16 protein-coding genes, 1 tRNA gene and 2 pseudogenes are annotated in these 25,985 nt (G+C 46.0%); 8 read left to right on the top strand and 11 right to left on the bottom strand.

The annotated features are described in order from the left end of the window. Positions 1-117 precede the first annotated feature (117 nt). Positions 118-1,134, bottom strand: a complete 1,017-nt coding sequence (locus ACOI06_RS01515; RefSeq protein WP_420660685.1) for a Bug family tripartite tricarboxylate transporter substrate binding protein — start codon at positions 1,132-1,134, stop codon at positions 118-120. A gap of 139 nt (positions 1,135-1,273) precedes the next feature. Beyond that, positions 1,274-2,890 carry a rhodanese-like domain-containing protein gene (locus ACOI06_RS01510; protein WP_420660684.1) on the bottom strand — a complete coding sequence of 539 codons (1,617 nt, stop codon included), beginning with the start codon at positions 2,888-2,890 and terminating at the stop codon, positions 1,274-1,276. 96 nt (positions 2,891-2,986) lie between these two features. Here ACOI06_RS01510 and ACOI06_RS01505 point away from each other — a divergent pair, with 96 nt between their 5' ends. Continuing rightward, positions 2,987-3,901, top strand: coding sequence for a LysR family transcriptional regulator (locus ACOI06_RS01505; RefSeq protein WP_420660683.1), 915 nt, complete (start codon positions 2,987-2,989; stop codon positions 3,899-3,901). A gap of 527 nt (positions 3,902-4,428) precedes the next feature. On the opposite strand, the gene ACOI06_RS01500 is transcribed toward ACOI06_RS01505, so the two are convergent. Continuing rightward, the gene (locus ACOI06_RS01500; RefSeq protein ID WP_420660681.1) at positions 4,429-5,208 is read right to left on the bottom strand and encodes an enoyl-CoA hydratase/isomerase family protein; all 780 of its coding nucleotides are present in this window, start codon (positions 5,206-5,208) and stop codon (positions 4,429-4,431) included. A gap of 36 nt (positions 5,209-5,244) precedes the next feature. Next, positions 5,245-6,465 carry a CaiB/BaiF CoA transferase family protein gene (locus tag ACOI06_RS01495; protein ID WP_420660680.1) on the bottom strand — a complete coding sequence of 407 codons (1,221 nt, stop codon included), beginning with the start codon at positions 6,463-6,465 and terminating at the stop codon, positions 5,245-5,247. A gap of 234 nt (positions 6,466-6,699) precedes the next feature. Between ACOI06_RS01495 and ACOI06_RS01490 the strand changes: the two genes are divergently transcribed. Beyond that, complete coding sequence (locus tag ACOI06_RS01490) at positions 6,700-7,353, top strand: acyl-CoA dehydrogenase family protein (protein ID WP_420660678.1); 654 nt, start codon at positions 6,700-6,702, stop codon at positions 7,351-7,353. 104 nt (positions 7,354-7,457) lie between these two features. Here ACOI06_RS01490 and ACOI06_RS01485 read toward each other — a convergent pair whose 3' ends face one another. The 5 genes and pseudogenes from ACOI06_RS01485 to ACOI06_RS01465 all read right to left on the bottom strand — a co-directional run bounded on the left by ACOI06_RS01485 (position 7,458) and on the right by ACOI06_RS01465 (position 12,525). Then, a complete protein-coding gene (locus ACOI06_RS01485) occupies positions 7,458-8,771 on the bottom strand; it encodes a short-chain fatty acid transporter (protein ID WP_420660677.1) in 1,314 nt (437 codons plus the stop codon). A gap of 747 nt (positions 8,772-9,518) precedes the next feature. Further along, positions 9,519-9,743: pseudogene (locus ACOI06_RS01480) on the bottom strand (tetratricopeptide repeat protein); the annotation flags it as partial. A 97-nt stretch (positions 9,744-9,840) separates the two neighbouring features. Further along, positions 9,841-9,984 (bottom strand): annotated as a pseudogene (locus ACOI06_RS01475) (sel1 repeat family protein); the annotation flags it as partial. A gap of 416 nt (positions 9,985-10,400) precedes the next feature. Next, positions 10,401-10,730: a DUF3861 domain-containing protein gene (locus ACOI06_RS01470; RefSeq protein ID WP_420660676.1), complete on the bottom strand. Its 330-nt coding sequence runs from the start codon at positions 10,728-10,730 to the stop codon at positions 10,401-10,403. 268 nt (positions 10,731-10,998) lie between these two features. Beyond that, positions 10,999-12,525 carry an aldehyde dehydrogenase family protein gene (locus ACOI06_RS01465; protein ID WP_420660675.1) on the bottom strand — a complete coding sequence of 509 codons (1,527 nt, stop codon included), beginning with the start codon at positions 12,523-12,525 and terminating at the stop codon, positions 10,999-11,001. Between the two features lie 651 nt (positions 12,526-13,176). Between ACOI06_RS01465 and ACOI06_RS01460 the strand changes: the two genes are divergently transcribed. The 3 genes from ACOI06_RS01460 to ACOI06_RS01450 all read left to right on the top strand — a co-directional run bounded on the left by ACOI06_RS01460 (position 13,177) and on the right by ACOI06_RS01450 (position 14,901). Beyond that, entirely contained in the window at positions 13,177-13,743 is a 567-nt protein-coding gene (locus ACOI06_RS01460) for a hypothetical protein (protein ID WP_420660674.1), read from the top strand. Between the two features lie 506 nt (positions 13,744-14,249). Continuing rightward, entirely contained in the window at positions 14,250-14,684 is a 435-nt protein-coding gene (locus ACOI06_RS01455) for a PACE efflux transporter (RefSeq protein ID WP_420660672.1), read from the top strand. Positions 14,685-14,825: 141 nt separating this feature from the next. After that, positions 14,826-14,901 (top strand) — tRNA-Ala (locus tag ACOI06_RS01450). Between the two features lie 64 nt (positions 14,902-14,965). On the opposite strand, the gene ACOI06_RS01445 is transcribed toward ACOI06_RS01450, so the two are convergent. Further along, positions 14,966-15,253: a hypothetical protein gene (locus ACOI06_RS01445; protein WP_420660671.1), complete on the bottom strand. Its 288-nt coding sequence runs from the start codon at positions 15,251-15,253 to the stop codon at positions 14,966-14,968. A gap of 1,130 nt (positions 15,254-16,383) precedes the next feature. Here ACOI06_RS01445 and ACOI06_RS01440 point away from each other — a divergent pair. Beyond that, positions 16,384-16,845 carry a hypothetical protein gene (locus ACOI06_RS01440; protein ID WP_420660670.1) on the top strand — a complete coding sequence of 154 codons (462 nt, stop codon included), beginning with the start codon at positions 16,384-16,386 and terminating at the stop codon, positions 16,843-16,845. 272 nt (positions 16,846-17,117) lie between these two features. On the opposite strand, the gene ACOI06_RS01435 is transcribed toward ACOI06_RS01440, so the two are convergent. Continuing rightward, positions 17,118-18,641 (bottom strand): SNF2-related protein, encoded by a 1,524-nt coding sequence (locus ACOI06_RS01435; RefSeq protein ID WP_420660668.1) that lies wholly within the window; start codon positions 18,639-18,641, stop codon positions 17,118-17,120. Between the two features lie 1,943 nt (positions 18,642-20,584). On the opposite strand from ACOI06_RS01435, the gene ACOI06_RS01430 reads away from it, so the two are divergent. Continuing rightward, positions 20,585-25,390, top strand: coding sequence for a DEAD/DEAH box helicase (locus tag ACOI06_RS01430; protein WP_420660666.1), 4,806 nt, complete (start codon positions 20,585-20,587; stop codon positions 25,388-25,390). Further along, positions 25,390-25,923: a hypothetical protein gene (locus ACOI06_RS01425; RefSeq protein WP_420660664.1), complete on the top strand. Its 534-nt coding sequence runs from the start codon at positions 25,390-25,392 to the stop codon at positions 25,921-25,923. The genes ACOI06_RS01430 and ACOI06_RS01425 overlap by 1 nt, the downstream gene beginning before the upstream one ends. The last annotated feature ends 62 nt before the right edge of the window (positions 25,924-25,985 follow it).

Raw genomic sequence — 25,985 nt, 5'->3', positions numbered from 1 at the left:
GAAAATAAACAATAGGTTGCGCTCAGAGAATTAGGTAAGGTTTACACAAACTTTTGCCCATGCAGGCCTCTCAATCAATATTTTTCGAGACTCTAGTATGGGTGTAGTGAAGTTTAGTTAATTGATTTGAATTTTAGCGTTTTCAATCGTTTCTTTATGTTTCTCTCTTTCGCTTTGTAGCCACTTATTGAAATTCTCCAGTGAACTCATGGGTGAAACGGTAAACCCTAGAGATTCGGCCTTCTTAACCAGATCTGGATCATTCATGATCTCAGTAATATCTGCATGAAGCTTTTCAACGATCAGTATGGGTGCATCTTTTGCGGCAAATAACCCAGCCCAGCTTTCAGTGACTGCTTTTGGATAACCCGATTCAGCCATGGTTGGAATGTCCTGGAATGACGATGAACGCTCAGGAGTTGAAACAGCTAATGGAATTAGCTTTCCGCTTTTAATATGTTCAGAAATAGCTGGCAGGGTAATGATGAGTGCGTCTACATGCCCGCCGAGGGCATCCACCGCGGCTGGCGCACCACCTTTGTATGGAACGTGTGTCACCTGTATACCTGCTTCTGTTTCTAATTTAGCGTGAGCTAAATGCCCGATCCCTGCTTGTACAGGGAGTGCTAGTCGAATTTTTGATGGATTCTCTTTGGCGTATTCCACATACTCCTTGAGTGTCCTGGGTGCGAAGTCTGGATTCACGACAAGAACCTGTGGAGTTACCGTAAATCGATTGACGCCAACTAAGTCTTCCAGAACGTAATCAGCATTTTTTCGAAGCAGAGGATTGAGCACAACCGTATCACCATGCGCGAGAAAAGTGTAACCATCTGGATCAGATTTTAGGAAACGAGCCATTCCAATCAATCCGCTGCCGCCAGGCATGTTCTCGACTGTCACGGGATTGTTCCATTTTTCGCGAAGCTTATCTGCAACAGAGCGTGTAATCGTATCTATGCTCCCACCCGCTGCAATTGGCACGATGAATTTAATGGGTTTTTCCGGATATTGTCCGATAGCATCTTTGCTGTTGTCAGCCAAAACAGATTGCGTACAAAGTAATAAAACACTGAAGGCGACGCTTTGGGCGGTGCGCGTGAAACCGACGCGGTTGAGTTTCATTGAGGACATCGTAGTTTCTCCTGTTTTATATGTATTATTTGTTTCTCATTTGCTTTTGATGCTTTTTTAGAGAGTTTGTTGGTGGTGATTCATGAGATGAAAATGAATCGAATGTCTTGATTGGTTTTTAAAGATCGTGATTTGTGTTTTATTCCTCTGGCCTACAATTGAATTGAATGTGTTCTTCGTGACGAATATCTTCAAACAAGTCAATTTCCCACTTCAGGTAATCACGCATGCCCTGGATTCGATCACTGACCTGATAGGGACCGTAATAGACATCGTCACAAGGCTCAGGAATGCTGTCACGATTAGCGTGTAAAGTCTGACCACTGGCGATCCAGGCTTGAGTGCCACCTTTCAAAACTCGAGTGTGTTTTTTCCAAGATGGAGTGAGGTCTTCAAATGCCCAGTTTGCAAGCTCTCCATCGGGAGAAGTCAAGATTAGTTCGGTGTGATCTGGCAACGCACCTAATTCTTTCTGAAGTCGTTGTCTCATCACAAAAATAGCGCCTGGGATATGTCCATCCCGATAGGTCAAACTATTGGCTAGATCAAAAATAACGATAGGTGCATCATTGTTCTGCAAGTTTTTTAATTCCGCAGCGTCAATCATGGGTGTATTCGTTGGCTGACTTGTGATCAAAGGCGCTTTTTCAGGTTCTGCGACCAGTTCAAGGCGTTCAGCTGCATCGCCCAACAGACAGACACTCAGATCTTGCCATCCCATTTGACGCAACCATGCGGCTGTAAAACGAGCGCGTATTCCGTTGTCGTCGATTAGGACCAAACGTGCATTTTTAACGCCAACATAAAAATCGGTTGATTGAATGAGCTGACCACCTGGGGCGTTCCTTGAACCTTTAATATGACCTGCCTCATATTCATACGATTGCCTGACATCGAGCAGGAATAAGGTTTTTTGATCGTCCGCCAGAAATTCTTGCAGTGTTGTTCCATCAATCTTTTTGATGTTGTATTGATTGGCAATTCGTAGGGCTGCATCATTAGATTTTTTAAGACTTTCTAGACTAGGTGGTGAGGCAAACTGAGTTTGTCCTGCGACCATTTGTCGACCTGATAAGTACCAGCCTGCGGTTCCATTATCTAGATAGAAAATGGGGTTGGGAATTTCGGTATTGACCAATGATTGAGTGCCAATGATGCCACGTGTTCTGCCAGCACAATTGATGACAATGGTTGTCTGCGAATTTTTAACGTTTTCAAAAACTCGGTATGGCAATTCAGCCCCAGGACAACAGATTCCGCCAGGCATGGCATAACGTTGATACTCTTCATAGGGTCGGCTGTCCAAAATAACCACATCACGTTTTTCGGAAAGCCATTGGGATAACGTTTGTGAGTCAACCGTTGGCGTGTGGCAAGTCTGTTCTACATATTCCCCAAAAGCTTTGCTGGGTACAAATACACCTGAAAATATGGCTAATCCAGCTTCTGCCCAAGCTTTCATACCGCCTTTCAGAATATGCACATCGGTATATCCCCATTTGCTCATTTTTTGAGCTGCTAATTGTGCCTCTGACGATGCCTCACCTTCGTCAATCAAAACGACACGAACAGTTTTTCTGGGTACTAGAACACCTAGTCGCATCTCTAGCTGTGACAAGGGTGCCGATATAGCCCAAAACAGATGACCTCGTGAATAGATGCCGTTTTCTCGAACATCTAACAGCGCAAGTTCTTGGTCGCCACCAAGAAGTGACCTGAGTTCATCTATGTTAAGTTCTGTGATCTTTGTCGTCATTTTTGTCTTCCCAACTTATTTGTTGTGTATCCAGTCTACTGAGCAGCTATCATTAGAGCAATTGAATAATTTTTGCCTGACCCATGAAAAATAGTTATGACTATTACTATTCGAGATTTAAGCTATTTTTTATCTGTTGCTGAAATCGGATCTCTAAGTCAAGCAGCCAGACAATGCCATGTCACCCAACCAGCGATTTCTAAGTCGCTGGTACGTCTTGAATCCACCTTGAATCAGGAATTGTTTCTGCGTACAAGTGGTGGCGTTGTCTTGACGGGTGCTGGATCTGAATTCCGTCGTCACGCACAACGAGTTGTTCGTGAGCATGACGAAGTGATGCGCTATGCAGTGAGTTGTCGGGAAGGGAAAACTGGCCTACTTAAAATCGGAGTCACTCGACCTGCTTTTGATGCGATTGTTTCAAGTGCGTTGATACAAATAGAGAATGTTGCACCACTGATTCGCTTTCAGTTTGATCTGGATGCAGCTGATTTTTTGTTGGCGAGCTTAGAGTCTGGACACTTGGATATGGCAATTGTCCCGGTTAGAACTGAATTGCCACCTTATCTTCAGGTGGATGTGCTGGGGAGTGATAATGTTTCAGCGATTGTACGGGTAGGACATCCAATTCTTTCGCACTCTTTAATCTCTTTACAAGCGTTGCACAACTGTCGCTGGATTTTGCCGAAACCGAATGCGCATGCCTATAAATGGTTTGAAGCGACTTTTCATCGGGCTGGATTAGTCATGCCGAAAGCGCATTTGGAAATCAATCACGCTGGTCCTGCCGTCTTGAATATTGTGGCCAACACGGACTACATTCTTTATGTGCCTGGTGGTTGGAATTCAACATTACCGTCATCACTGACAGCCTTAAAAATTCCAGAGCTAAATATTCAACGAGATATTGGTCTTGTATATCGAAAAAATACATTCTGGACGCCAGCAATGCATACTTTTCGGGAAACGTTATATGCATCAACAGGTTACAAGGCAACGCATGCTGAATGATACATAGCGGGCTGTGGGGGTGATGCTTTTATCGACTCGATAATCGTTACTTCAAACCAACAGATACGTTATTTTGACGACTGAATAGTGATTGAATGTTGCATCTGTTATTCTATATGCTAAATATATTTTTAGTATTATTTTGTTGATCAAATCTCCATTAGAGATACTTTGCATCCACTGAACCGATTGTTGGCATCTTCGGGATTCGCTTCATTCATTTGAAAATCCACCCAAAATACATACGACAGCTTATGTCGCATGAGGCCGCTATTCTGTTTCATGAAATACCTGATGGGAGGAGTTCGTGAAGCATTTACCCAGCTACTTAAGTACTGGACCCAAGGGCGCCTCGAATAAAGCTGTGGTCTCGCTAAACTGATCCTTCGGTGTGATGGTTTGCGATCTGAACGGAGACAAGAGATTGGTCGACTGCAAACTACAGACTGGTGTTTAGCACCTCCTGAATTTGCAGCCAAAAAGACCACTTCAAACCATATTCGTAGGCGCATTTAATATGCAATCGCCTAGCGACCCTTAAAAACAGGCTGTCGTTTTTCTAGGAAAGCGGTCTGTGCTTCACGTGCATCTTCTGTTTTAGCAATGGCGGCTGTCATGTCTTGCTCGTAACGGTAGCCGTCACGCAGACTCAGTTCTTCAATGACATTCAAAGTGCTTTTTGCCAGACGCGTGGATAGTGGGCTTTTTTCTGCGATGGTCTGAGCAATTATCATGGCGGTGCCGACAACTTCTTCAACGGGCACACTGGCTTCCACAATGCCTAAGCGATAGAGCTCATCGCCATTGACACGCAACCCTGTGAGCATCATGTGTCGGGTTCGTGAGTGGCCAAATAAACGCATGGCGTGACGACCTCCACCGAGCAGACCCACATTGATCTCTGGTAAACCGACTTCGGCTGTGGATGCACACACCAAAATGTCGCAAGATGCCATGATCGCCAGACCAGCACCCAGAGCAGCGCCATTGACAGCGACGACCACAGGTTTAGCACATTCCCGGATTGCATGAAAACACTCCCGAGTTCGTCGGGAGTGTTGGGGTAAATCACCAGGCCCCTTAATAACTTCACCGCGTGACTTTAAGTCTGCACCGGCACAGAAAACCCGACCTTCTGCCGTCAGAACAACCGCACGTACGTTGTCATCTTCAGAGATTCGATCTAACTCAAATGTGAGTTCTTCCATCATGGCTTTACTAAGCGCATTGACCGGAGGATTGGCGAGTTTGATTAAGGCAACATGACCAATCATTTCGACTTTGATGGCTGTGTAGGGATTTTGCATGATGTTTTGATCTCCGTTTATAGAATGGTTATCTAGTCAGATGACATTGTTTTTTTTGAATGTTTGAATTTGATCTGTAGAGTAATTCAAACTTTGTAAAATGCTTTCAGTATGCTCCCCAAGCATGGGCGGAGGCATCTTGTTCTGGGATGGTAAGCCATTAAACCGAAATGGGCTTAGGACCTGAGGAACGAGACCGTAAGCAGGGTGCTCATAGTGCGCAAGCATTTCACGATGCTGAACTTGAGGTTCTTCAAAAACTTCAGAAATCGTGTTGATGGGGCCAGCCGGTATGTTTGCTAGTAACAATTGCTCCAGCCAATAGCTACGGGGTTTTTTAGCAAGCTCTCTATCCAGAATTGGATTGAGTATGTCTTGATTGATAACCCTTTGACCATTTGTCATGAAACGTACGTCTGTTTTGAGTTCTGGGTGTCCGATCACATCACAAAATGCACGAAACTGACCATCGTTACCAACCACAATGACGATATCGGCATCGGCGCATTTGAAAATTCGTTGTGGTTGAATGTTTGGATGTGCTGTGCCAGTACGCTTTGGGTTCTGTCCTGAAATAAGGTAATTCATGGCCTGATTAGCCAGAAGTCCGATTTGGACATCAAGCATGGCCAGATCAATGTATTGACCTTCTCCAGTTTCATAACGACTGACGATCGCCGCGAGCATGGCAGCAGACGCATACACTCCGGTGACTAAATCAATAATAGGGACACCCACTTTTTGCGGGCCGCCGCCAGGTGAGTCGTCTCTTTCACCAGTGACGCTCATTAAGCCACCCATGGCTTGAATCAAAAAATCATAAGCGGGCTGTTTCGCTCTTGGACCAGTTTGACCAAATCCAGTCACAGAGCAATAAATAAGTTTTGGATTGACCTTAGTCAGGTCGTTGTAGCCAAGCCCAAGTCGCTCAAGTGTGCCAACTTTATAGTTCTCCAGAACAATATCTGATTCCGCGGCAAGCTGACGGATAATCTGTTGTCCTTGGGCAGTTTGTAAGTCAACAGTGATTGATTTTTTTCCGCGATTGGCGGCCATAAAGTAGCCACCGTCTTTTTGTGTGTCGTCGGTTGAAGATTTTAAAAAAGGAGGACCCCAAAGACGCGTGTCATCACCATATCCAGGGCGTTCCACCTTGATAACTTCTGCACCAAGATCAGCAAGTATTTGACTAGCCCATGGACCTGCAAGTACTCGGCTTAAATCTAAAACTCGAATGTGTGCTAGCGGTGCCTGCATCTGTGCTTTCCTTGTTTTATCCGTGCTGCTAAAAGTTTTTTGTTTTTCAAATGAGTACGAGTCTAAAACAAAAGATCAGCTTCGATTGATCAGTGTTTGCAAAGCAGAAATGTTGGTTTTGTTATGTCGCCATGGCTTGTTGAAAATGTAATTCTGGTTTGCTGAAATTGCTTCACCGCATTTTTTTGTAAGGTCTACACTCAGTCCGTACAGTTGGATTTTTGTGAGAAACCCGTGAAACAACAATCAGATTTGAACGATGAATTGCTCATTGCTTTTTCAGATAGCGCGCGCAGCCTGTTGCATAGTCGCTCGCCTGTGACACGTATGCGTCAATTTCGTCATCAATTACCCAACTTTGATCGCAGCATGTGGCAAGAAATCGCAGATGCTGGATGGACATCTACGCTCATTTCTGAAGATCTAGATGGGTTATCTCTTGGCTTAGAAGCAGCTTGCGCGATTGCACAGGAAATTGGTCGAAATCCGATGCCTGAGCCTTACTTGGCTGGCGCAGTACAAGCGAGTTTGTTGTTGAATTCACTAGAAGCTTCATCATTGCGCGATGATTTACTCAGAATGATCGCATCTGGTGAAAAAGTGATTGGTGTTGCTTGGCAAACATCCTTGAGTGCGACCAGCCAAATCGATCATGATGATTTGATGATCAAACAAGAAGGTGAAAGAGTCACCATTAATGGAACACGTCACTGGGTCTATCCAGCACAAGCGGATGGATGGCTTCTGGTTTGTCATCAGGCGAAAAAATATTCTGGGTACCTGCCAGTCGTGAAGCGATCAGTGAAGAAACACATTTCCGACTCAAGGGGTCCACCTCAGGTCGATGTACGAATCGCATTTGCCGTAAAAAACCGGGCAACCCTTTAATTCAGATTACCCGGCTGGGATAGAGCTTTGGTGTGGCGGCTCAGAACAATTGTTCAGGATGGTTGTCCTCGTCTAGGTTGCTGAACCGTGTATGTGCAAAGGTTCTAGAACCATGTGAGCCCAATCGAAATTAGGATCCCAGACACAAAGAGTTGGATTAGGCAATAACCCATAATGTCTTTTGCTTTCAAACCAGCAATAGCCAGCATCGGCAAAGCCCAGAAAGGTTGCAGCATGTTGGTCCAAGCATCACCCCAAGCCACAGCCATCGCAGCCCGTGCCATGTCAGCATCCAGTCCTTGAACTGCAGCAATCACGATAGGACTTTGCACAGCCCACTGTCCACCACCCGAAGGCACAAAGACGTTTACTAAGCCAGCACTCAGGAAGGTCCAGAAGGGCAGACTTTGTGCTGTTGCAAAAGAGATAAACCATTCTGAAAGGCTTGCAGCTAATCCAGATTTGATCATGATAGCCATGATGCCGGCGTAGAAAGGGAACTGGATCACAATCCCAGCACCACCTTTGATGGCTTCATCGAGGCTACGCAGTAAGCGTCTTGGTGTGCCATGAAGAATAATGGCCAGAATCAAGAAGGTGAAGTTAATGATGTTGAGGTTGAGACTCGCGCCACGTACAACGTAGTAGTCCCACATAAAGGCCAGGCCAGCTGCACCAATGAGCCAGGAAATGACACGGCTGGTTTCAAGTCGATCGGCTGGACGTGTGACACTAGCACTGATTTTGTCATCGTCTTCTTCGAGCAATTTAGGATCGACGTAAACACTTTCTTCTTCAGAAGGCAGCATGAGACGGTTGACGAGCGGAACCGCGATGAAGAGTGCCAACACAATCAGCAGATTAAACATCGAGAAAATCGTGTCTGATGTTGAAATGACCCCCATTTGTTCAGCTTGGAAGTGACCTTCGGTGGCAATCGTGAGCGGTACGGAACCAGCCAGACCGCCGTGCCAGACCAAAAACCCGGAATACGCACTAGCAACCAGTAGTCGGTAGTCAACACGAACCTCACGTGCCAACGCCTTGGCAAAGAGTGCACCGACAACCAAACCAAAACCCCAGTTCAGCCAGCTCGCAATCAATGACACAAATGTCACCAGTAAAATAGCTGAGCCAGCCGTTTTAGCTTGGCGAGCTAAGGCATTGAGCCAACCTTTGACGAGAGGCGTGTTGGCCAGCATGTGCCCAGTGATCAACACCAGCAGCATCTGCATGGCAAATGTCAGCAAACTCCAAAAACCATCACCCCACATGACAACAACTTCCATCGGGGATCGACCTTCAAACGCCATCGCTGCAATCGCAGCAACCAGGGTTAGTAACAGCACAAATATGTACGGATCAGGTAGGTAACGCTCTACCAACCGAACGGACGCACGTGTCAAAACCTTAAACATTGAGTTTCTCCAATCAAGCCGGTTGCCTGTGCAACTGATGAAGTCCGGCTGTTGTTTGCAGCAGTCCGACGTCAGGCTGCGTCACAAAACGAACAACTGCTGATATGGTGATTTTGACATAAAAAGTGACTTTAAAATGATGGGATAAACCCTTGTTATTTCGAACTAAAATTGAGTTACAAGGATTGTGATAGAAGATTGATTATTGGTGCGCTGTAAAATAAATCACCCATCAACATCGATCGACACCCATGGGGTTCTCTGTGGAAACGGTGCAATCGTCTACACCGTTGAGCAAACTGCTTGCGCAATCTCGTTCATTCATGTGCGAGTCAAGCAAGCGAGTTGGTTTTCAACTGATGGGTTTTATTCTGATAAAATTATGCTTAGTAAATTAAGATTGCTCTCAACTAAACCAGTTAGGAGTGCGTTCAGTGCGGCTACACTCACCCAGATAACTCTGAATACGCTAACAGTGCAGATAACAACGCATCGATGGTAATTAAGAAAAGAGTAATCAGGTTATTTAAGTACACTGGAACGGTGTTGTCAGAGAAGGGGGGTTCTAATTCCGTTCTCTGATACTGGGCGTGGAGGAAAGCGTCAGACTAACAAAGCGCAAAGCAATGTTAGCCGCATCCAAAGAAGCGTCAAAAAAAGAAAAAATAGCAGCCTAGTTGTTGTTGTTGTTTTGGAAGCTCGTTGCTTTAGCTGCGAGTAGTTCACTTAAACCGACTCATCTGCCATCTAGTGTCCTCGCGCTTCTAATTTTTGGAGAAAATTACAGCCATTTTGTTGACCTTGGTCACAGGCCGCGCGATAAAGTTTTTTGGCTGAAGCGAAATTTTGTTTTAAGCCACCACGACCCTGTTCGTACATGATTCCCAGAAACGTTTGGGCGGGCGCATTGCCTTGCTGAGCGGCTTTTTCATACCAATAGGCCGCTTGGGCATGGTCTTGGGCCACACCATAGCCGTTCTCATAAGGGCACCTCGAAAAACCTCATTTTATGAAAATTGGGTCTCATGAAATCAATTGGTTACGAAAGCTGTTTCTTGAAAACCAGGGGTTATTCGAAGTTCCCATAAAGGATGGCTAGATGTAATTGCGCTTTCTCATGCCCTTGTTGGGCAGCCTTTGTAAACCACTGCGCCGCTTTGGCATTATCTTTTGGGACGATTTTGCCGTTAGAAAACACCAGACCAAACTCAAATTGCGCCTGTGGCGTGCCTTGTTGTGCCTTTTTTTCGTAATGTTAAAAGGCTGCGATTGCTCGTTTGGAGGTTGGTTGCGCATCCGCCTGACCCGTCATCAGCAACCCAACACTCAAAATTAATGCGATCAAAGGCTTATTCATAGTTTTTCTCACGATGTCATTGGTAAAGGGCTTCAATCGATTCTATATAGGGAATCACTGAGCATCGACCTGTTGAAAACCAGCAGATGAGACCATTTTGGGTTGCCGAATTACATATGCGAGTCTCAGAAGGTGGGTCAAAACTATTGGCCACAGGTGGGTCAATTTAAATGGCTATTCACAACTTTGTAAAAGACAGGCATAAAAAATCCCCAAATTCTAGTCGTGTAGCAGTGGGGCAATGAGTTCGAGGTTATTCCGAACTGACGATATCAAACCGTTGCTGACTGTGCGCTTTCAGCGGTCTGACTCGCACTGACAGTGGCCTTCAGATGTTTCATGAAATCCATGAAATGTGGTCTAAATTCTGTAAACAAAACGTGATCACGGTTTTTGATCATCACTTCACTAAAGAGCTTGAGCCCAATGGCGAAGGAGACAGCTTCCTCAGCATCAAATTGTTCACTTTGACGAATACGTTCAACAATTTTTAGTATTTCGTCATGGTTTGCAGCCATGAAAGTCAGCGTTTGATCCTCAATGGGATTGCCGCGAACGTCTTCAACATAATCAACCGTGATGCGATATTTGTGTCCCTTCAATGAATACTCCTAGATTGGTAACTATTTGAACAATTCCTAATTGTAACTGATTCTCATTACTATTTATAAATACTTTCTGAATATTTAGAATTAATTGTCATTGTTTTTAATTGTTTGGGAATATCGTTGACGTTTTCAGTTGCAACAGCGCCATGAAGATCAAAAGCCACCGTAACTCGCGCTGTGCAGGTTAGGGTGGCTTCATTTTGCTAAATGAACCAAACGACGTGATTCGTCAGTTGGTTTCGGTTATTGACTTAAAAATTACTCAGAAAAAGCCCAAAGCATCGTCACTGTAGCTTACGAGAATGCACTTGGTCTGCTGGTAGTTGCCAAGCGCCATCTTGTGCGTTTCACGTCCGATACCTGACTGCTTGTAGCCACCAAACGCTGCGTGCGCAGGGTAGAGGTGGTAGCAGTTAGTCCAGACTCGACCAGCTTTGATACCGCGGCCAACTCGATAGGCGATTGATCCGTTACGACTCCACACACCAGCACCTAGACCGTAATCCGTGTCGTTAGCAATGGCGATGGCTTCTTCTTCGTCCTTAAAGGTTGTGACGGCTAAAACAGGACCAAAGATTTCTTCCTGGAAGACCCGCATGTCGTTCTTACCTTGCAGAATCGTGGGTGTCACGTAAAAACCAGCATCCAGTCCAGAGCCGAGTTGTGCTCGTTCACCACCCGTTAGGCAAGTTGCACCTTCTTCACGACCCAGATCGATGTAACCCAAAATGCGGTTCATCTGAGCCTCAGAGACTTGCGCACCAACCATGGTGTCACCCTTCAGTGGGTGACCTGTTTGAATGGCCTTCACACGAGCAACCACTTTCTCGATGAATTGATCGTAGATCGATTCCTGAACAAGCATTCGCGTGGGAGCGGTACAAACTTCACCTTGGTTGAGCGCAAACATCGTGGCGCCTTCCAGGGCTTTGTTCAGCATGGCGTCATCGTGATCCATGATGTCGGCAAAGAAAACGTTGGGACTTTTACCACCAAGCTCAACAGTGGCTGGAATCAGTGTGTCTGCCGCATTGCGCAGGATTTGCTTACCGACAGGTGTTGAACCTGTAAACGCGACTTTTGCGATTCGGGTACTTGATGCCAGAGCAGCACCGGCTTCTTGACCAAAGCCTGTGACGATGTTGACGGTACCAGGTGGCAATAGATCGCCAATGACCTCCATGAGCACCATGATGGAGGCAGGGGTTTGCTCAGCGGGTTTCATCACAATGGCGCAACCAGCTGCCAATGCAGGCGCAAGCTTCCAAGCGGCCATTAAGAGTGGGAAGTTCCAGGGAATGATCTGCCCAACCACACCGATGGGCTCATTAAAGTGATAAGCCACGGTGGTGCTGTCAATGTCCGAAATGGCACCTTCCTGTGCACGAATGCAACCGGCAAAGTAGCGAAAGTGATCAATGGCCAGCGGCAAGTCAGCGTTTAAGGTTTCCCGTAGTGGTTTACCGTTGTCGATGGATTCAGCCACAGCCAGCAATTCAAGATTGGCTTGCATGCGGTCGGCAATGCGCAAAAGCACATTGGAGCGTTCTGCAGCGGGTGTGCTGCCCCATTGCGCTTGGATGGCATGAGCAGCATCGAGTGCAAGATTGACGTCATCAGCATTGGATCGAGCTGCTTCACTAAAGACCTCTCCAGTAATCGGAGAGACATTCTCAAAATACTCGCCACTGACTGGGGCAACCCACTTGCCGCCAATGTAGTTGTCGTAGCGTTTTTTGAAAGGGAAGTCGATGTTGATACCGAATTGTTTTAGATCCTTCAGTCCCATAGGTGTCTCCTTGATTGGGTGGATTGAATCGGATTCGGGTGTGAATCCGCATTAAAACGACGTGCTGTAAGTGCGTTTTAATGAATGCAGGACGGATGCATTTTGTTGATCGCTTCATTCATCATGTCAACCAAGATCAAATCAACTGAGATCAAGCCAAGTGAGCAACTTAATTGAATGACCCAAATTGACCTGTTCGATTGAACTGATAAAAGGCGATCGTGCCTTGTGTCCCGAATCTCTAAGGTAGTGAGGCCAGCGATTAATGTCAATCATTTCCCTAAGAATTGCTGGGATCGTCTGAGTATTTCTAAACGTCCAGATAGCGCAAGCCGTTAAGACTAAATAGAAATGTCCGGTTTAATTCAAATCAACCCAGCCCGCCAACCCAATCCAATGCATTACGACCTAACCCAAGAGAACGTATGGGATTGATGGAAGCACAGGTTTTTCGACAGACTTCGGCCTATAGTCTTGGCCTGATTTTGTAGCCCAGCAATATTCACAGATCACTGAATCTGATCTCACAAAAGGAGAAGGGCGCTGGTTCGCTCTGGATGTCTTAGCTTGAACGTTATTGGTCTGCGAGTTAGCGGTTGACGCTAAGAATCAAATTAAAAATATCTGAAGAAAAGAAAGAGGAATTACACAATGAAGTCCATCAAAACCTATGTGATTGTCGTCTTGATTGCGTTTGTGGCGCTGTGGCTTGCAGCCATTGCTGTGTTTTCAGGGGCGGTTTCACAGGATGTGTTGCCTGCTTTTATGTCAAAGCTTGAACAACCAGCCAGCTTTGCACTGCTCGGTGAAGCCATGGGCACGCTTGATGGGTTGTTTAGCTCGATTGCAATCGTCCTAGGATTGGTGGCTATTTTCTTTCAAGGCAGTGAGCTCAAAACCTCCACAGATGCGCAGACCTTGCAGGCCAAAGCACTCACCCTACAAATTGCCCAACAAAACGCTTCTAATCAGCTCACAGCCTTTACGGCACGTTTGAACTATCTGGCTTCTGAGATCGCTTATATGGAAAACGCCATTCCCAAAATGGTCGAAAATGCGAATCTATTGAAAGAGAAGAACCGAATGAAAGAGTGTGATGATCTGTGGATTATCATCAAAAACACACGAGAAAAGCAACAACGATATCGCAAGCAGGCAGATGAGATTGATGACAAGATTCAGCATTTGCTGCAAGATTTTGAACAGCCTCTGGCTTGAGACTCAGCCAAATGTCGTGCAACTAAATACCGTACCACCCAATGCCGTATCACTCAATGTCGTACGGTCAGCGTTGCACAACTAATGCCATACAACCATGTCAGCATGGGTCAAGTAAAAGTGGCACACATGCAAAGTTGAACTAATACAGATCTGCATCGAATGTGCACAGAGATGTGTGGACATCTGGGTTGAACATTGGCGCTGAATATCTGAGCGGCGCATCTGAGCTGAATGCCTGAGTTCAGCGCTGAGCCGCATACCTGAATGTTGGCTGGCAGCAATACGTTTGACTTTGGTATTAGTCGAAATATGCCTGTGTGCGATATGATTGTTACCTTAATCGCAGAAAACCTGAGGTTTTTAAGCTCGCCTGAAATTAGCTCAACAGTTTCAGACGAATAGGTTAGGGTGGTGGCTTGAGGTGTATCCGTGATGCACAGTGAGAAGTTTTGTTGTGAGTCACCATCCAATCAGCGTTCAATTAGATAGATGGAGTTGTTTTTATGCGCAGTGCTTGGGATCGTGTCCGGCACGCTTTGCTGTTTGAGATCGTAGGTCTCGCTATTTTTATTCCGCTGTTTGCTTTTGCACTCGGTCAGACACCGAGTGACATGGGTGTCGTAGGCGTCATGTCCGCGATGATTGCGACTTTGTGGAACTTTGTTTACAACCTTGGGTTCGACAAGGTGATGCTCTACAAATTAGGCAGTACGGTCAAAACCGTCCGTATGCGAGTCGCACATGCCATTTTGTTTGAAGCAGGTTTGATGGTGTGGCTTTTGCCGCCAATCGCCTGGTACCTGAATATGAGTCTGTGGGATACGTTCATCATGGATTTGTACATTGTTGCTTTCTATCTGATTTTTGCGTTCTGCTTTAACTGGGCGTATGACTATATCTTCCCAGTTGGTATGGAGCTGGCGACAGAGCGTGCTTGATACCAAGTATCAATGATCATGAACACCAAGAATGTTACATTCCAGATGCTGATCTGAATCCAATTACAGGTTCAGCTAATAACTGAAAAAAATTTTGCTGCAATTTCATATTAATTCGTCTAGAATTGCGTTCTTCACTGTGGGGTCGTAGCTCAGTTGGGAGAGCGCGTCGTTCGCAACGACGAGGCCGGGAGTTCGATCCTCCCCGGCTCCACCAGCCCTAAAAAATGCTGTGCCCTTTCCATTTTCACTACCCCCGTAAGACCCAGTGTATGCGGCCTTTACAGGTTTGCGCCGGTGTCGACAAATTTATTATTTATGCCGGTGTCGAGAGTTTGAACCTCTTTCGCCTCTCTTTCTTTCGCGAGATAACCAAAATTGCGCTCATTGGCACCGGCATAACCTATTGATTTTAAAGTAAAAGACGGTTTTGTAAAAAGATGAAATTTATACCCAAGACCGGTTACCAATGCGACAGATAAACACTTTCTGCGTTGAATGAAATCGAGTGACTGCCCAAACACGTCAAAACGAATAGGGCATTGGCTTTGCGGGGTGTTGATGCGCATATCTGCCGAGGTCGATGAAGGTCATTGAGGGACACAGATACATGCCGAGGGTGGGGGGCGTAAGTCGGACATGTGAGCTGGTTTGTGTGGTCAAAAATGGCTACCGCAGATAAGCCAGCGGTGGGATTGATCCACTTCACCGCACTCAACTTTCACCAAGCACTCGCGTGAAACTCGGTGAGCACTGGTCAATACTCACCTGGTACTGCGGGGAAATACTTGGAAATCGGCAACACTTCACTCACATTCATGGCCATAAACAGCGCCGGTGTTTGCCAAGGGTTCTTGCCGGTGTCTAAGGTTTAGTTCTGTAGTGGGTACCGGTCGGTGTCAATCGGAAAAAGTATCAACGTCGACACCGGCGGCATAGCTATTACGTTGCGGCTGTACTCGTTTTTCTATAAACTCAGGGGCGTAGTACTGACCGGGTTGTATGAACGGGATTAAGACATCTCATGGGCAAGTATCATCATGAATGATGGAGCTGTATTGACCGGATAGTACGAACGGGATTAAGACTTAAGCGCGTTATTTATTTTAGTAAATGCTTATTGTTGTACTGACCGGATTTTGAACGGGATAGGGTTGACTGCTTGGATTTGCCGTCGGGAAAATATACTGGTTGTAGATAGGGTGTTCGGCCAGGTGGTTGCCGGTGGTCTGGACCTTCAGAAAAGATCATCGCCAGATACACCAACGGTTGAATAGTTCCACTCACTAGGCACTCATCTTTCAACCGAAACTCACGCGAAAGTTGATGAGTGCTGGTCAATATTCACCTAAAACTGCGGGGAATAGCTCGAGTTTCGGCAATACTTCACTCACATTCGCAGCGGACTGGCGGGAATAAAGATACTCGTCGTAGATAGGCTGTTCGACCAAGTGGTAGCAGGTGATCTGTATGGCCGGAAAAGATCATCGTCAGATACACCGCCGGCAGAATCATTCCACTCACTCGGTGCTCATCTTTCAACCCATACTCATGTGAAAATCAGTGAATGCTGGTCAATACTCACCTGGGACTGCGGGAAATAGCTCGAGTTTTGGCGGCACTGCACTCAATTCTCAACCCTCGGGTATCATTGGTCGGTGGCCAGCGGCCAACTCGGAAGGGATATTTCATACCGAAATTGGCAAAAACACTGGATAAAGATACAGCAAGAGCGCCGCTCATTGATTTTAAAGGGAAAAATGCCAAAATCGCACCTATGTTGCAGTGCAATGTTGCACAAACGGCCATCAGCGCCGATAATGGCCCTGCAAAGCCTTACAGGATGCGGGTCTCAGAGGATAGAGTTGTATTGACCGGATTTCACGAACGGGATTGGGTGAAATTGGGGAAGGATTTCCCCACCATGTGCGGTGTTGTATTGACCGGATTTCACGAACGGGATTGGGTGAAATTGGGGAAGGATTTCCCCACCATGTGCGGTGTTGTATTGACCGGATTTCACGAACGGGATTGGGTGGCTGGTTGGGCTTGCCGTCGGCGGCAAAAGATACTCGCCGGTGGTTGCAGATTCAACCAGGTGAAGGCAGGTGGTCTGTATGGCCGGAAAAGATCAACGCCAGATACACCGGCGGCAGAATAGTTCCACTCCCTCCGCGCTCAACCTTCGACCGGAACTCAAGTGAAAATCGATGACCGCTGGCCAACATTCACCTGAAACTGCGGGAAATAGATCGAGTTTCGGTCATACTCCACTCACATTCGTAGTGACCGTCGCAGGCCAAAAGATACTCGGTGGCGATAGGGGATCTAGCCAGATAGTGGCAGATGGTCTGTGTTGCTAGAAAAGGTCAGTGTGGATTTACTGTAGTTGTAAAGCTTTTCAAACAAACTTTAATTTCTGAATTAAGAATCTTATTCGGATTTGCTTTTTGCGGTATCCAGTAGTTCACCAAAAATAGCCTTACGTAAGTCCTCCTTGCTGCGTACTACTAGATTAACAACCCTATCCTTGTGCATCAGGTTAGCAAACTGAGTCACCTGTAAGGTTCCCAGCGCATAAGCAATCCGAATATTAACCACGTTTTTCTGACCGGTTCTTAGTAATCTCGCATAAGCTTGTTTGAATTCCCGCATGGAAGGAAATTCAAGAAAGAGTCCGTCATGACAGACGGTTTGTAAACCATCAAGTCCTACACCCCCTGATGATGGCTGAACAATCATAATACGGCAATCAGGGTCTTTCTGGAAAGTTTCAGCCGCAGTTCTGTTCTGCACAGGTGTTTGCGCCCCATAAGCGGCAACGGCGTTGTACTTCTTTAAATGCTCTAGCAGTGCTTCGTTGGTTCGACGATAATACCCGAAAATCACGAGTTTGCGCCCATTGATTTCATCTAAGACTTGATCAATCACATCAAAGCATGTGGACTTACCATTTCCAAAGTATTCAAAATTACAAATAATCTGCTGCAACGTGTGGTACAAAGCCTGAGTCGAAGTTGCATCAATTTTGGATTCATCAATTCTCAAGAGTTCATCTTCTGCTACTCGACGATATAGTTCCCAGTGTTTATTATTCAAGGTGTAAGGAATTGGTGTGAACACTTCCTTAATATCGTGTACGTCCTTGAACAAAACCCGAGTTGAAACCATACCCATATTGTCTCTAAGCATATCCAAATTATCCCATTCCAAAACCTTATTAAAAAAGTCTCTGCGTCCTGCGTGAACGTTCATAAATCTGGACTTGGTTCTGTAAATTTCTGGCGCTAATAAATTCATGTAAGCATAAGCATCTTCGGGGTCGGACAAAGGTGTACCTGTTAAAAGGTTCACAGCTTTGTCCGCAACAAAGGCTTTAAACTTCTTGAAGTTCTGCGTTTGCATATTCTTAATGTCATGAGCTTCATCCCGAATCACATAAGTATTTGAATCGAAAGCGGCGTTGAATTTTTCGTTTTCGATTCTGAAGATTGCTGAACTTACTAAGGTAAATTTGTGTTTGCCTAGCTTCAAATTCTCACGTTGTTTAACTGTTCCTCGATACATCAAAATATCTTCAGGTTCAATCCCTTCTACCGACTCTAAAAACACTCTCCATTGGTCGATCAGGATTGGGGGCATAATCACCACCACCTTGTCGTATTCTCGCTCACCGAGCCAGATTAGGGCTGAAGCAACAGCTTGTGCGGTCTTACCTGTGCCCGGCTCCCAAAACATGCCAGCCTTGCGATTATTGGTGTAAAACTCAAGATTTTCCATTTGATATGGGTATAGATCAAAGGGAAGTTTGTAGTGCTTTTCTAGTGCTTCAATTGGGTTAAGAATTTGACTGAGCATTGTTTTGTCATTTTTGTTTGCTGCTGCCATTTGCTTGATACGTTCAAGTTCTGCGTTCACGATGTTCAGATGCTCTCTGACTTGCTCATTTGTCATCATTTCATTCACCTTTTGCGTTTTTCTTTTCGTTTTCAAATTTGTTCACCAGAAAAATAAACAACCCACGCTCGATTTTTTGAAATTATTGCAAAGACATACTCAGATTTTTAATCTGTTTTGATACATCGGGTAACTCTCTCAAAAGAGATTGACGTTCAGTAGTGTCTTTGTAGTGTGACTCCAACTAGGTTGCTCTGATCGAATTAATTACTGGGCATTATAGAATTTTTCAAAATATCATCGCCTGATCTATCGCTGCTAAAGCTGATTCGCTTCAGATATCCTTATTTTCTTAGTGTTTATAATATAAACCTTAGGACATTACATTGCCAGTTTTTACGAACAAGATTAAGGTGTTTTGAAGTTTAAGTTTTAAACTTCAGTTACATCCATTGGATTTTGAAGGCGATAGTGATGGCAGGTGACCTGTATCGTCCGAAAAGATCATCGTCAGATACACCGGCGGCAGAATTATTCCACTCATTTGATGCTCAACTTTCACCGGATACTCATGTGAAACTCGGTGAGTGCCGGCCAATACTCACGCAGAACTGCGGGAAACTGCGCGAGTCTCGGCGGCACTTCACTCACACTCACAACAGGCCGACGGCGCAAAAGATACTCGCCGGCGGTAAGGGATTCGACCAAGTGATGATTGGTGATCTGGATCATCAGAAAAGATTATGCCTAGATACAGCGTCGGTAGAATCAATTCACCGTGGGCGTGCCTGTTTTCTGTGGTGATTGTAAGATAAACTCGGACATGCGGTACTGACCGGGCTTTACGAACGGGATTAAAACTCTTTTATGAACCTTGCTACCTTAATTATTTTGAGTTGTATTGACCGGTTTTTGAACGGGATAAAGTTGACCGCTTGGATGTGCCGTCGGGAAAATATACTGGTTGTAGGTAGGGTGTTCGACCAGGTGATGGCACGTGGTTCGTACCGCCCGGAATGATTATGGGCAGATACACCGTCGGCAGAACTATTCCACTCACTCGGCGCTTATCTTTCAACCGCAGCTCACGTGACAATCGGTGAATGTTGCCCAATGTTTGCGCAGAACTGCGGGAAACTGCGCGAACATCGGCGACACTTCACTCATACTCCCAATGGACCGACGGGGATAAAAGATACTCGTCGTAGGTAGGGCGTTCAGTCAGGTGATGGCAGGTGGTCTGTATGGCCTGAAAAGATCATGGCCAGATACACCGACGGGCGAATTGTTCCACTCCCTCGGCGCTCATGTTTCACCGCATGCTCACGTGAAACACGTTGAATGCTGACCAATACTCACCTGAAACTGCGGGAAATAGCTCGAGTTTCGGCAATACTTCACTCACATTCACAACGGGCTGGTGGGGATAAAGATACTGGCCGGAGGTAGGGTATTCGGCCAGGTGGTAGCAGGTGATCTGAATCGTCGGAAAAGATCATGCCGAGATATACCGGTGGGCGAATTGTTCCACTCACTCGGCGCTTATCTTTCAACCGCAGCTCACGTGACAATCGGTGAATGTTGCCCAATGTTTGCGCTGAACTGCGGGAAAATTGGCGAGTTTCTCTAACATTCCACTCACATTCATTGTGGCCGTCGTTGGCAATAGATATACGCCGGAGGTAAGGTGTTCAACCAGGTGGTAGATGGTGGTCTGTATCACCATAAAAGATCTATCTCAGATATGCCAGCGACTGAGTTGTTCCACTTGTTTTCGGCAGTGACATCCGAAGTTGACGTCGGTTTGAACGTATCGGCTGAGAGGGTTTGATCAAAGTATCCCTTGGGCGCTCCTAATAAGACCTATCTGAATGTAAACTGACCCAGCGCCACACCATTTGCCAGTTACCTATTGATGGTTAGCTTGAATGCCAAGGCTTGTGCTTCGTCGGAGTGCAGGTTGTGGGGCGATTTGAATCGATTTATGCCCACGGAAACTTGTTATGTCAGAGCACACCACGTCAAATAAAACCCTTCAAGATGTCCTCCAGTCGTTTCGTGATGCTGCACATAACAACCGTGATTTAGGGGATCTGTTTGAGCGACTGATTGCTAACTTTTTACGTACAGATCCTCAGTACAACTTTAGCGATGTTTGGTTGTGGTCAGAGTGGCCGGATCGGTGGGGAGCCGATACAGGAATTGATTTGGTCGCTCGGGTCGCAGGAACGGGCGATTATTGGGCTTTTCAATGCAAGTTCTACCTGCCTGAGCATTCAGTATCTAGAGCAGACATTGATTCATTTCTTGCGGCATCAGGCAGACGTTTTGAGACGGATGAAGGGCAGAAGTCCTTTGCGAACAGAATCATCGTCACGACAACTGACCGTTGGAGCAAGCACGCGGAAGATACGCTCGACAATCAAGTCATTCCTGTTGAGAAGCTGTCTGAATTCGATTTGCAAGAAAGTCCGATTGACTGGTCGCAGTATGTGATCAGAGAACCGGAAGGCATGAAACTTCGGTCGTATAAGAAAGAGCTTCGTCCCCATCAGGTTTCTGCGCTTGATGATGTCATAGATGGCTTTGAGACTCATGATCGCGGCAAACTGATTATGGCCTGCGGAACAGGTAAGACCTACACTGCACTGCGCATCATGGAAGAGTTGGTACCTGAAGGTGGTCGGGTGCTGTTTTTAGCACCTTCAATCTCGCTGGTGGCGCAATCACTGCGCGAATGGACGATTGACGCTCGGTCTCCCTTTAACCCCATTGTTGTCTGCTCTGACACCAAGGTTGGGCGTGACAACGAAGACTCTCGCACGCACGATCTGCCATTTCCTGCGACGACCGATCCAGATGCCATCATGCGAGCTGTGGCAAAACTACACGAGTATGACAGCACAAAACGAACGGTGATTTTCTGTACGTACCAATCGATTAGTCAGGTTGGGAAAGCACAGGAACTTGGTCTTGATGAATTTGATCTCATCATCTGTGACGAGGCACACCGTACAACGGGGCTGACGCTTGACGGCGAAGAAGATTCCGAGTTTGTTAAAGTGCACTCCAATGAGCATGTTCGAGCACAAAAGCGCTTGTACATGACTGCAACCCCACGAATCTTTGCAGATGCTTCTAAAACGAAAGCAGCCGACAAAGATGCTGTTTTGTATTCCATGGACGATGAAACTCGGTATGGTCCGCAGTTTCACCGCTTAGGGTTTGGTCAGGCAGTGCGTGATGGCCTGTTGTGTGATTACCGGGTGTTGCTCGTTGCCGTCAATGAGTCACGTATGGCGCATACAGCCAACGTGTACGGTGCACAACTCGATGACGGATTGCCCAAGGCTGTCGATACACGATTTATCTCTAAGATCTTTGGTTCTTACAAAGGACTTTCAAAGACCGACGTCAAACTCATTAGTGACGAAGGTGAAGAAGATGCACCTCTCTTTGATCAGCAGCCTATGCGTCGGGCAATCGCGTTTTCTAGTTCAATTAAAAACTCTAAAACGCTGACCGACACATTTCCAAAGATCGTCGATCTGTACAAAGAAGAAACCAAACAAAAGTCATTGCTGACGTGTGAGTTTGATCACGTCGATGGTGGTATGAACGCCTTAATCCGTCAACGCAAACTCGCTTGGCTGAAAGAAGATACCGATGATTATTGCCGGGTGCTGTCAAACGCTCGTTGTCTCTCAGAAGGAATCGACGTTCCTGCGCTAGATGGCGTGATCTTTTTTGACACTCGAAACTCGGTGGTCGACATCGTACAGTCGGTGGGTCGCGTGATGCGCAAACCGCCTGCTGGTAGTGGTAGCGACAAACAATACGGTTACATCATCCTGCCGGTTGGCATTCCACAAGACAAACTGACGGATTACGACAATTACATTAACAGCGATCCTCAGTTTCAAGGTATCTGGAAAATCATCAAAGCCTTGCGTGCTCACGATGAATCATTGGTTGATGAAGCTGAGTTTCGTAACAAGATTCAAGTTATTGACGGAGGAGGCGATTCAGGCGGTAGCGGAGATGAAAAGCCCACAGGTGTTCAGCTCGAACTGGATCTACCGCCGCTTCCAATCGGTGAGATTTCTGAAGCGGTGTATACCGCAATCCCGAAAAAGCTTGGTGACACGGCTTATTGGCACGATTGGGCAAAAGACGTTGCACGCATCGCCAAACGCGTTGTGGAGCGTATTCACGCATTATTGGATGATCCACATGCCAAAGAAACATTTGCGACTTTCTTAAAGAGTCTGCAAAACAATATCAGCCCTGCGGTCGATGAGAAACAAGCCGTTGAGCTGCTGGCGCAACATTTGATTACCAAGCCTGTCTTTGACTCATTGTTCCCGGTTGATGCCTTACAGGAGCGCAATCCCGTGTCTCAGGCCATGGATGCCATCCTGACACAATTAGATCGCTTTGGCGTGGATTCGGAAACCGAAGGGCTGTCTGAGTTTTATGAAAGCATTGCACGACGCGCAGATCTGGCTAAAAGCGAGAAGTCCCGTCAAGAGCTGATTCGCAGCCTATACGACAGCTTCTTTGCGACCGCCTTTGAAGATGTGGCCAAAGACCTTGGGATTGTCTATACACCCGTTGAGATCGTTGACTTCATCTTGCAATCGGCAAACGACATCCTGCAGGAACACTTTGAGACCAACTTGAGTGCCGAGAATGTGCATTTGCTCGACCCCTTTACTGGCACAGGGACTTTCATCACACGCTTACTACAAAACGAAGAACTGATCACTCAGAAAGACCTCAAGCGAAAGTATGAATCGGAGCTGCATGCTAACGAGATTGTGTTACTCGCCTATTACGTTGCGTCCGTCAATATTGAGAGCGCATACCGCGCCCGTTTTGAAACGCCGCCACAAGAAGCTGAGTTCCCCGGTATTGTGCTGACAGACACCTTCATGCTCTTGGAAGATCGGCCAGTGGCCAATGAGTTCTTATTAGTGGGTAATACCGAACGTATTGAGCGACAGGCAAAAGCACCGATTCGGGTCATTGTGGGCAACCCACCGTATTCCGTGGCACAAGGTGGTGCTAAGTATCCTAGGTTGGATGGTCGTATTAGTGACACCTACGCACACTTCTCAGAGTCAACCAACAAAAACAGTCTGTACGACTCTTACATCCGAGCAATCCGTTGGGCATCTGATCGTATTGCTGAACAAGGTGTAGTGGCTTATGTTACGAACGGCGGCTGGCTCGACAGTAACGTGGCCGCCGGTGTTCGCAAGTGCTTTGAGGAAGAGTTTTCTGCGGTTTATGTATTTAACTTGCGGGGGAATCAACGCACTTCGGGTGAATTGTCTCGAATGGAAGGTGGCAAGGTTTTTGGTAGTGGATCACGCGCTCCAATTGCGATTACATTACTCGTTAAATCTGCTGATCACCAAGGCCCGGGCAAGATCTACTATCACGACATTGGGGACTATTTATCCACCCGTGAAAAGCTTGACATCATCGACAAGGCGGGTAGTTATAGAAAGCTCGATTGGGAACAGCTCGAGCCGAACAAGCATTACGACTGGATCAATCAGCGCAGTGAAGATTTTTATGAGTTGAAGCCTTTGCATGGTGGAGAGGGTGAGGTTTTTTCATTGCGCCAACGAGGTGTTGAAACAAGTCGTGATCCGTGGGTCTACGATTTCAATAAAACGGCACTGACTAAACGAATTGAAAAGATGGTGGCGTTTTATAACGCCGAGGTGGATAGGATTAGTCCTGAACTCAGTTCGCCAAGCCTGAAATCCGCACAACGAGAAGACATTGCTAAGAAAAAAGCATCCACTGATAAAACACGTATAAAGTGGACACGTGGGCTCTACAAACAGTTAGCAAGACAGCAGCATGCAGTCTTTGATGGAGCCAACATTGTCAAATCTCTTTACAGACCGTTTTCCGGCTCTTATCTGTACTATTCCACAGAATTTAACGAGTATTACAAAGCACGTCTTTGGCCGACACCTGCACACCAAAACTTGGTGATTCAAACAATTACAACTGGCGCAACTGCACCATTTGTATGTCTGATGTCTAATGTCATCCCTGATCTTAATATATTGACCGGCGGTCAATGTTATCCGCTCTATTTTTACGAAAAGCTTCCTGAGTCTGCTCACGCAAGCCTTCTTGATGTGATGGATGATCAGCATGTTCAGGACGGATACGTACGACGTGATGCCATTACAGACGAGGCCTTGGCGGATTTCCGTCAACATTACAGTGACAAGCGTATTGGAAAAGAGGACATCTTCTATTACGTCTACGGTGTGTTGCACTCAAAAGACTACCGCAAGCGCTATGCGGCGGATTTAAAGAAAGACTGGCCACGTGTTCCTTTCACGAAGGACTTTTGGGTGTTTTCTGAAGCAGGTAAGCGTTTGGGTCAGCTGCATACGGGATTCGAGACCGTCAAGCCTTATGATCTTGAAGAATTCAGTGATCAGTTCGACATGATGGAAAACTTCTATACCGTCGAGAAGATGCGTTTTGCAGGATCTGCCAGAGACCCCGATCGCTCTATTATTCAGGTGAACAGCCATCTACGCCTTGAGGGCATTCCGGAAGAAGCGCATCGTTACATTGTTAATGGGAAGTCGGCACTTGAATGGATTTTAGAGCGTTATCAGTACACTAAAGATCGTGACACCGGGATCATCAACGACCCTAATGAATGGTCTGACGATCCCCGTTATATCGTGGATTTGATTAAACGTATCGTGACTGTAAGTGTGGAGACGGTGAAAATTATTGATGGGTTGCCGAAGCTTGAGAAGTGATGATGAAATATAAACGAAGTTTGGCGATTGTTGTGGTGGTTGTTGTATCGCTTATTGCTTTTAATTATTTTTCTGCATATAAATATGTAGCAAAAGCAATTCAGACAACACCGAGAAACAAAGGCGTTGATGTTGTTGCGTATCATCAATGGCTTGTCAATCCGACAACCGTCGTATTTGATATTCGTGAAGTCGGTGGCAATAACAGCATGCTTGATGTCACCCGTGTTTTATTAACCTTTGCATCAGAGATGAAAGATAGATCATTGTCACGAGTTGTTTTGGCTTTTAAAGGTGATCAAAGGTTTTATATGGAGGGTGATTATTTTAAAACCCTTGGTCAAGAATACGGTATTCAGAATCCAAACTACACAATCAATAACATGCCATCAAACATCAAAAATCTAGATGGCACATCTGCTTTCAGTACATGGAGAGGAGGATTTCTGGGTGTTCTTGAAAAGCAATTGAAGGACTTCAATGAGTTTCATGAAAAATGGTGGCTAAGCGATACGCGTAAAACTTTGAAGTAAAGTGATTGGAAAGGGTTTTGAATAAAGCAATTTCGATTTTAAAAAAAATGAAATTCGTAGCC

Origin of the sequence: Orrella sp. 11846, assembly GCF_048820935.1 — a bacterium.
GTDB lineage: Bacteria > Pseudomonadota > Gammaproteobacteria > Burkholderiales > Burkholderiaceae_B > Algicoccus.
Note: the sequence above shows the minus strand (reverse complement) of the source record. Positions and strands in the feature narration are given on the sequence as shown.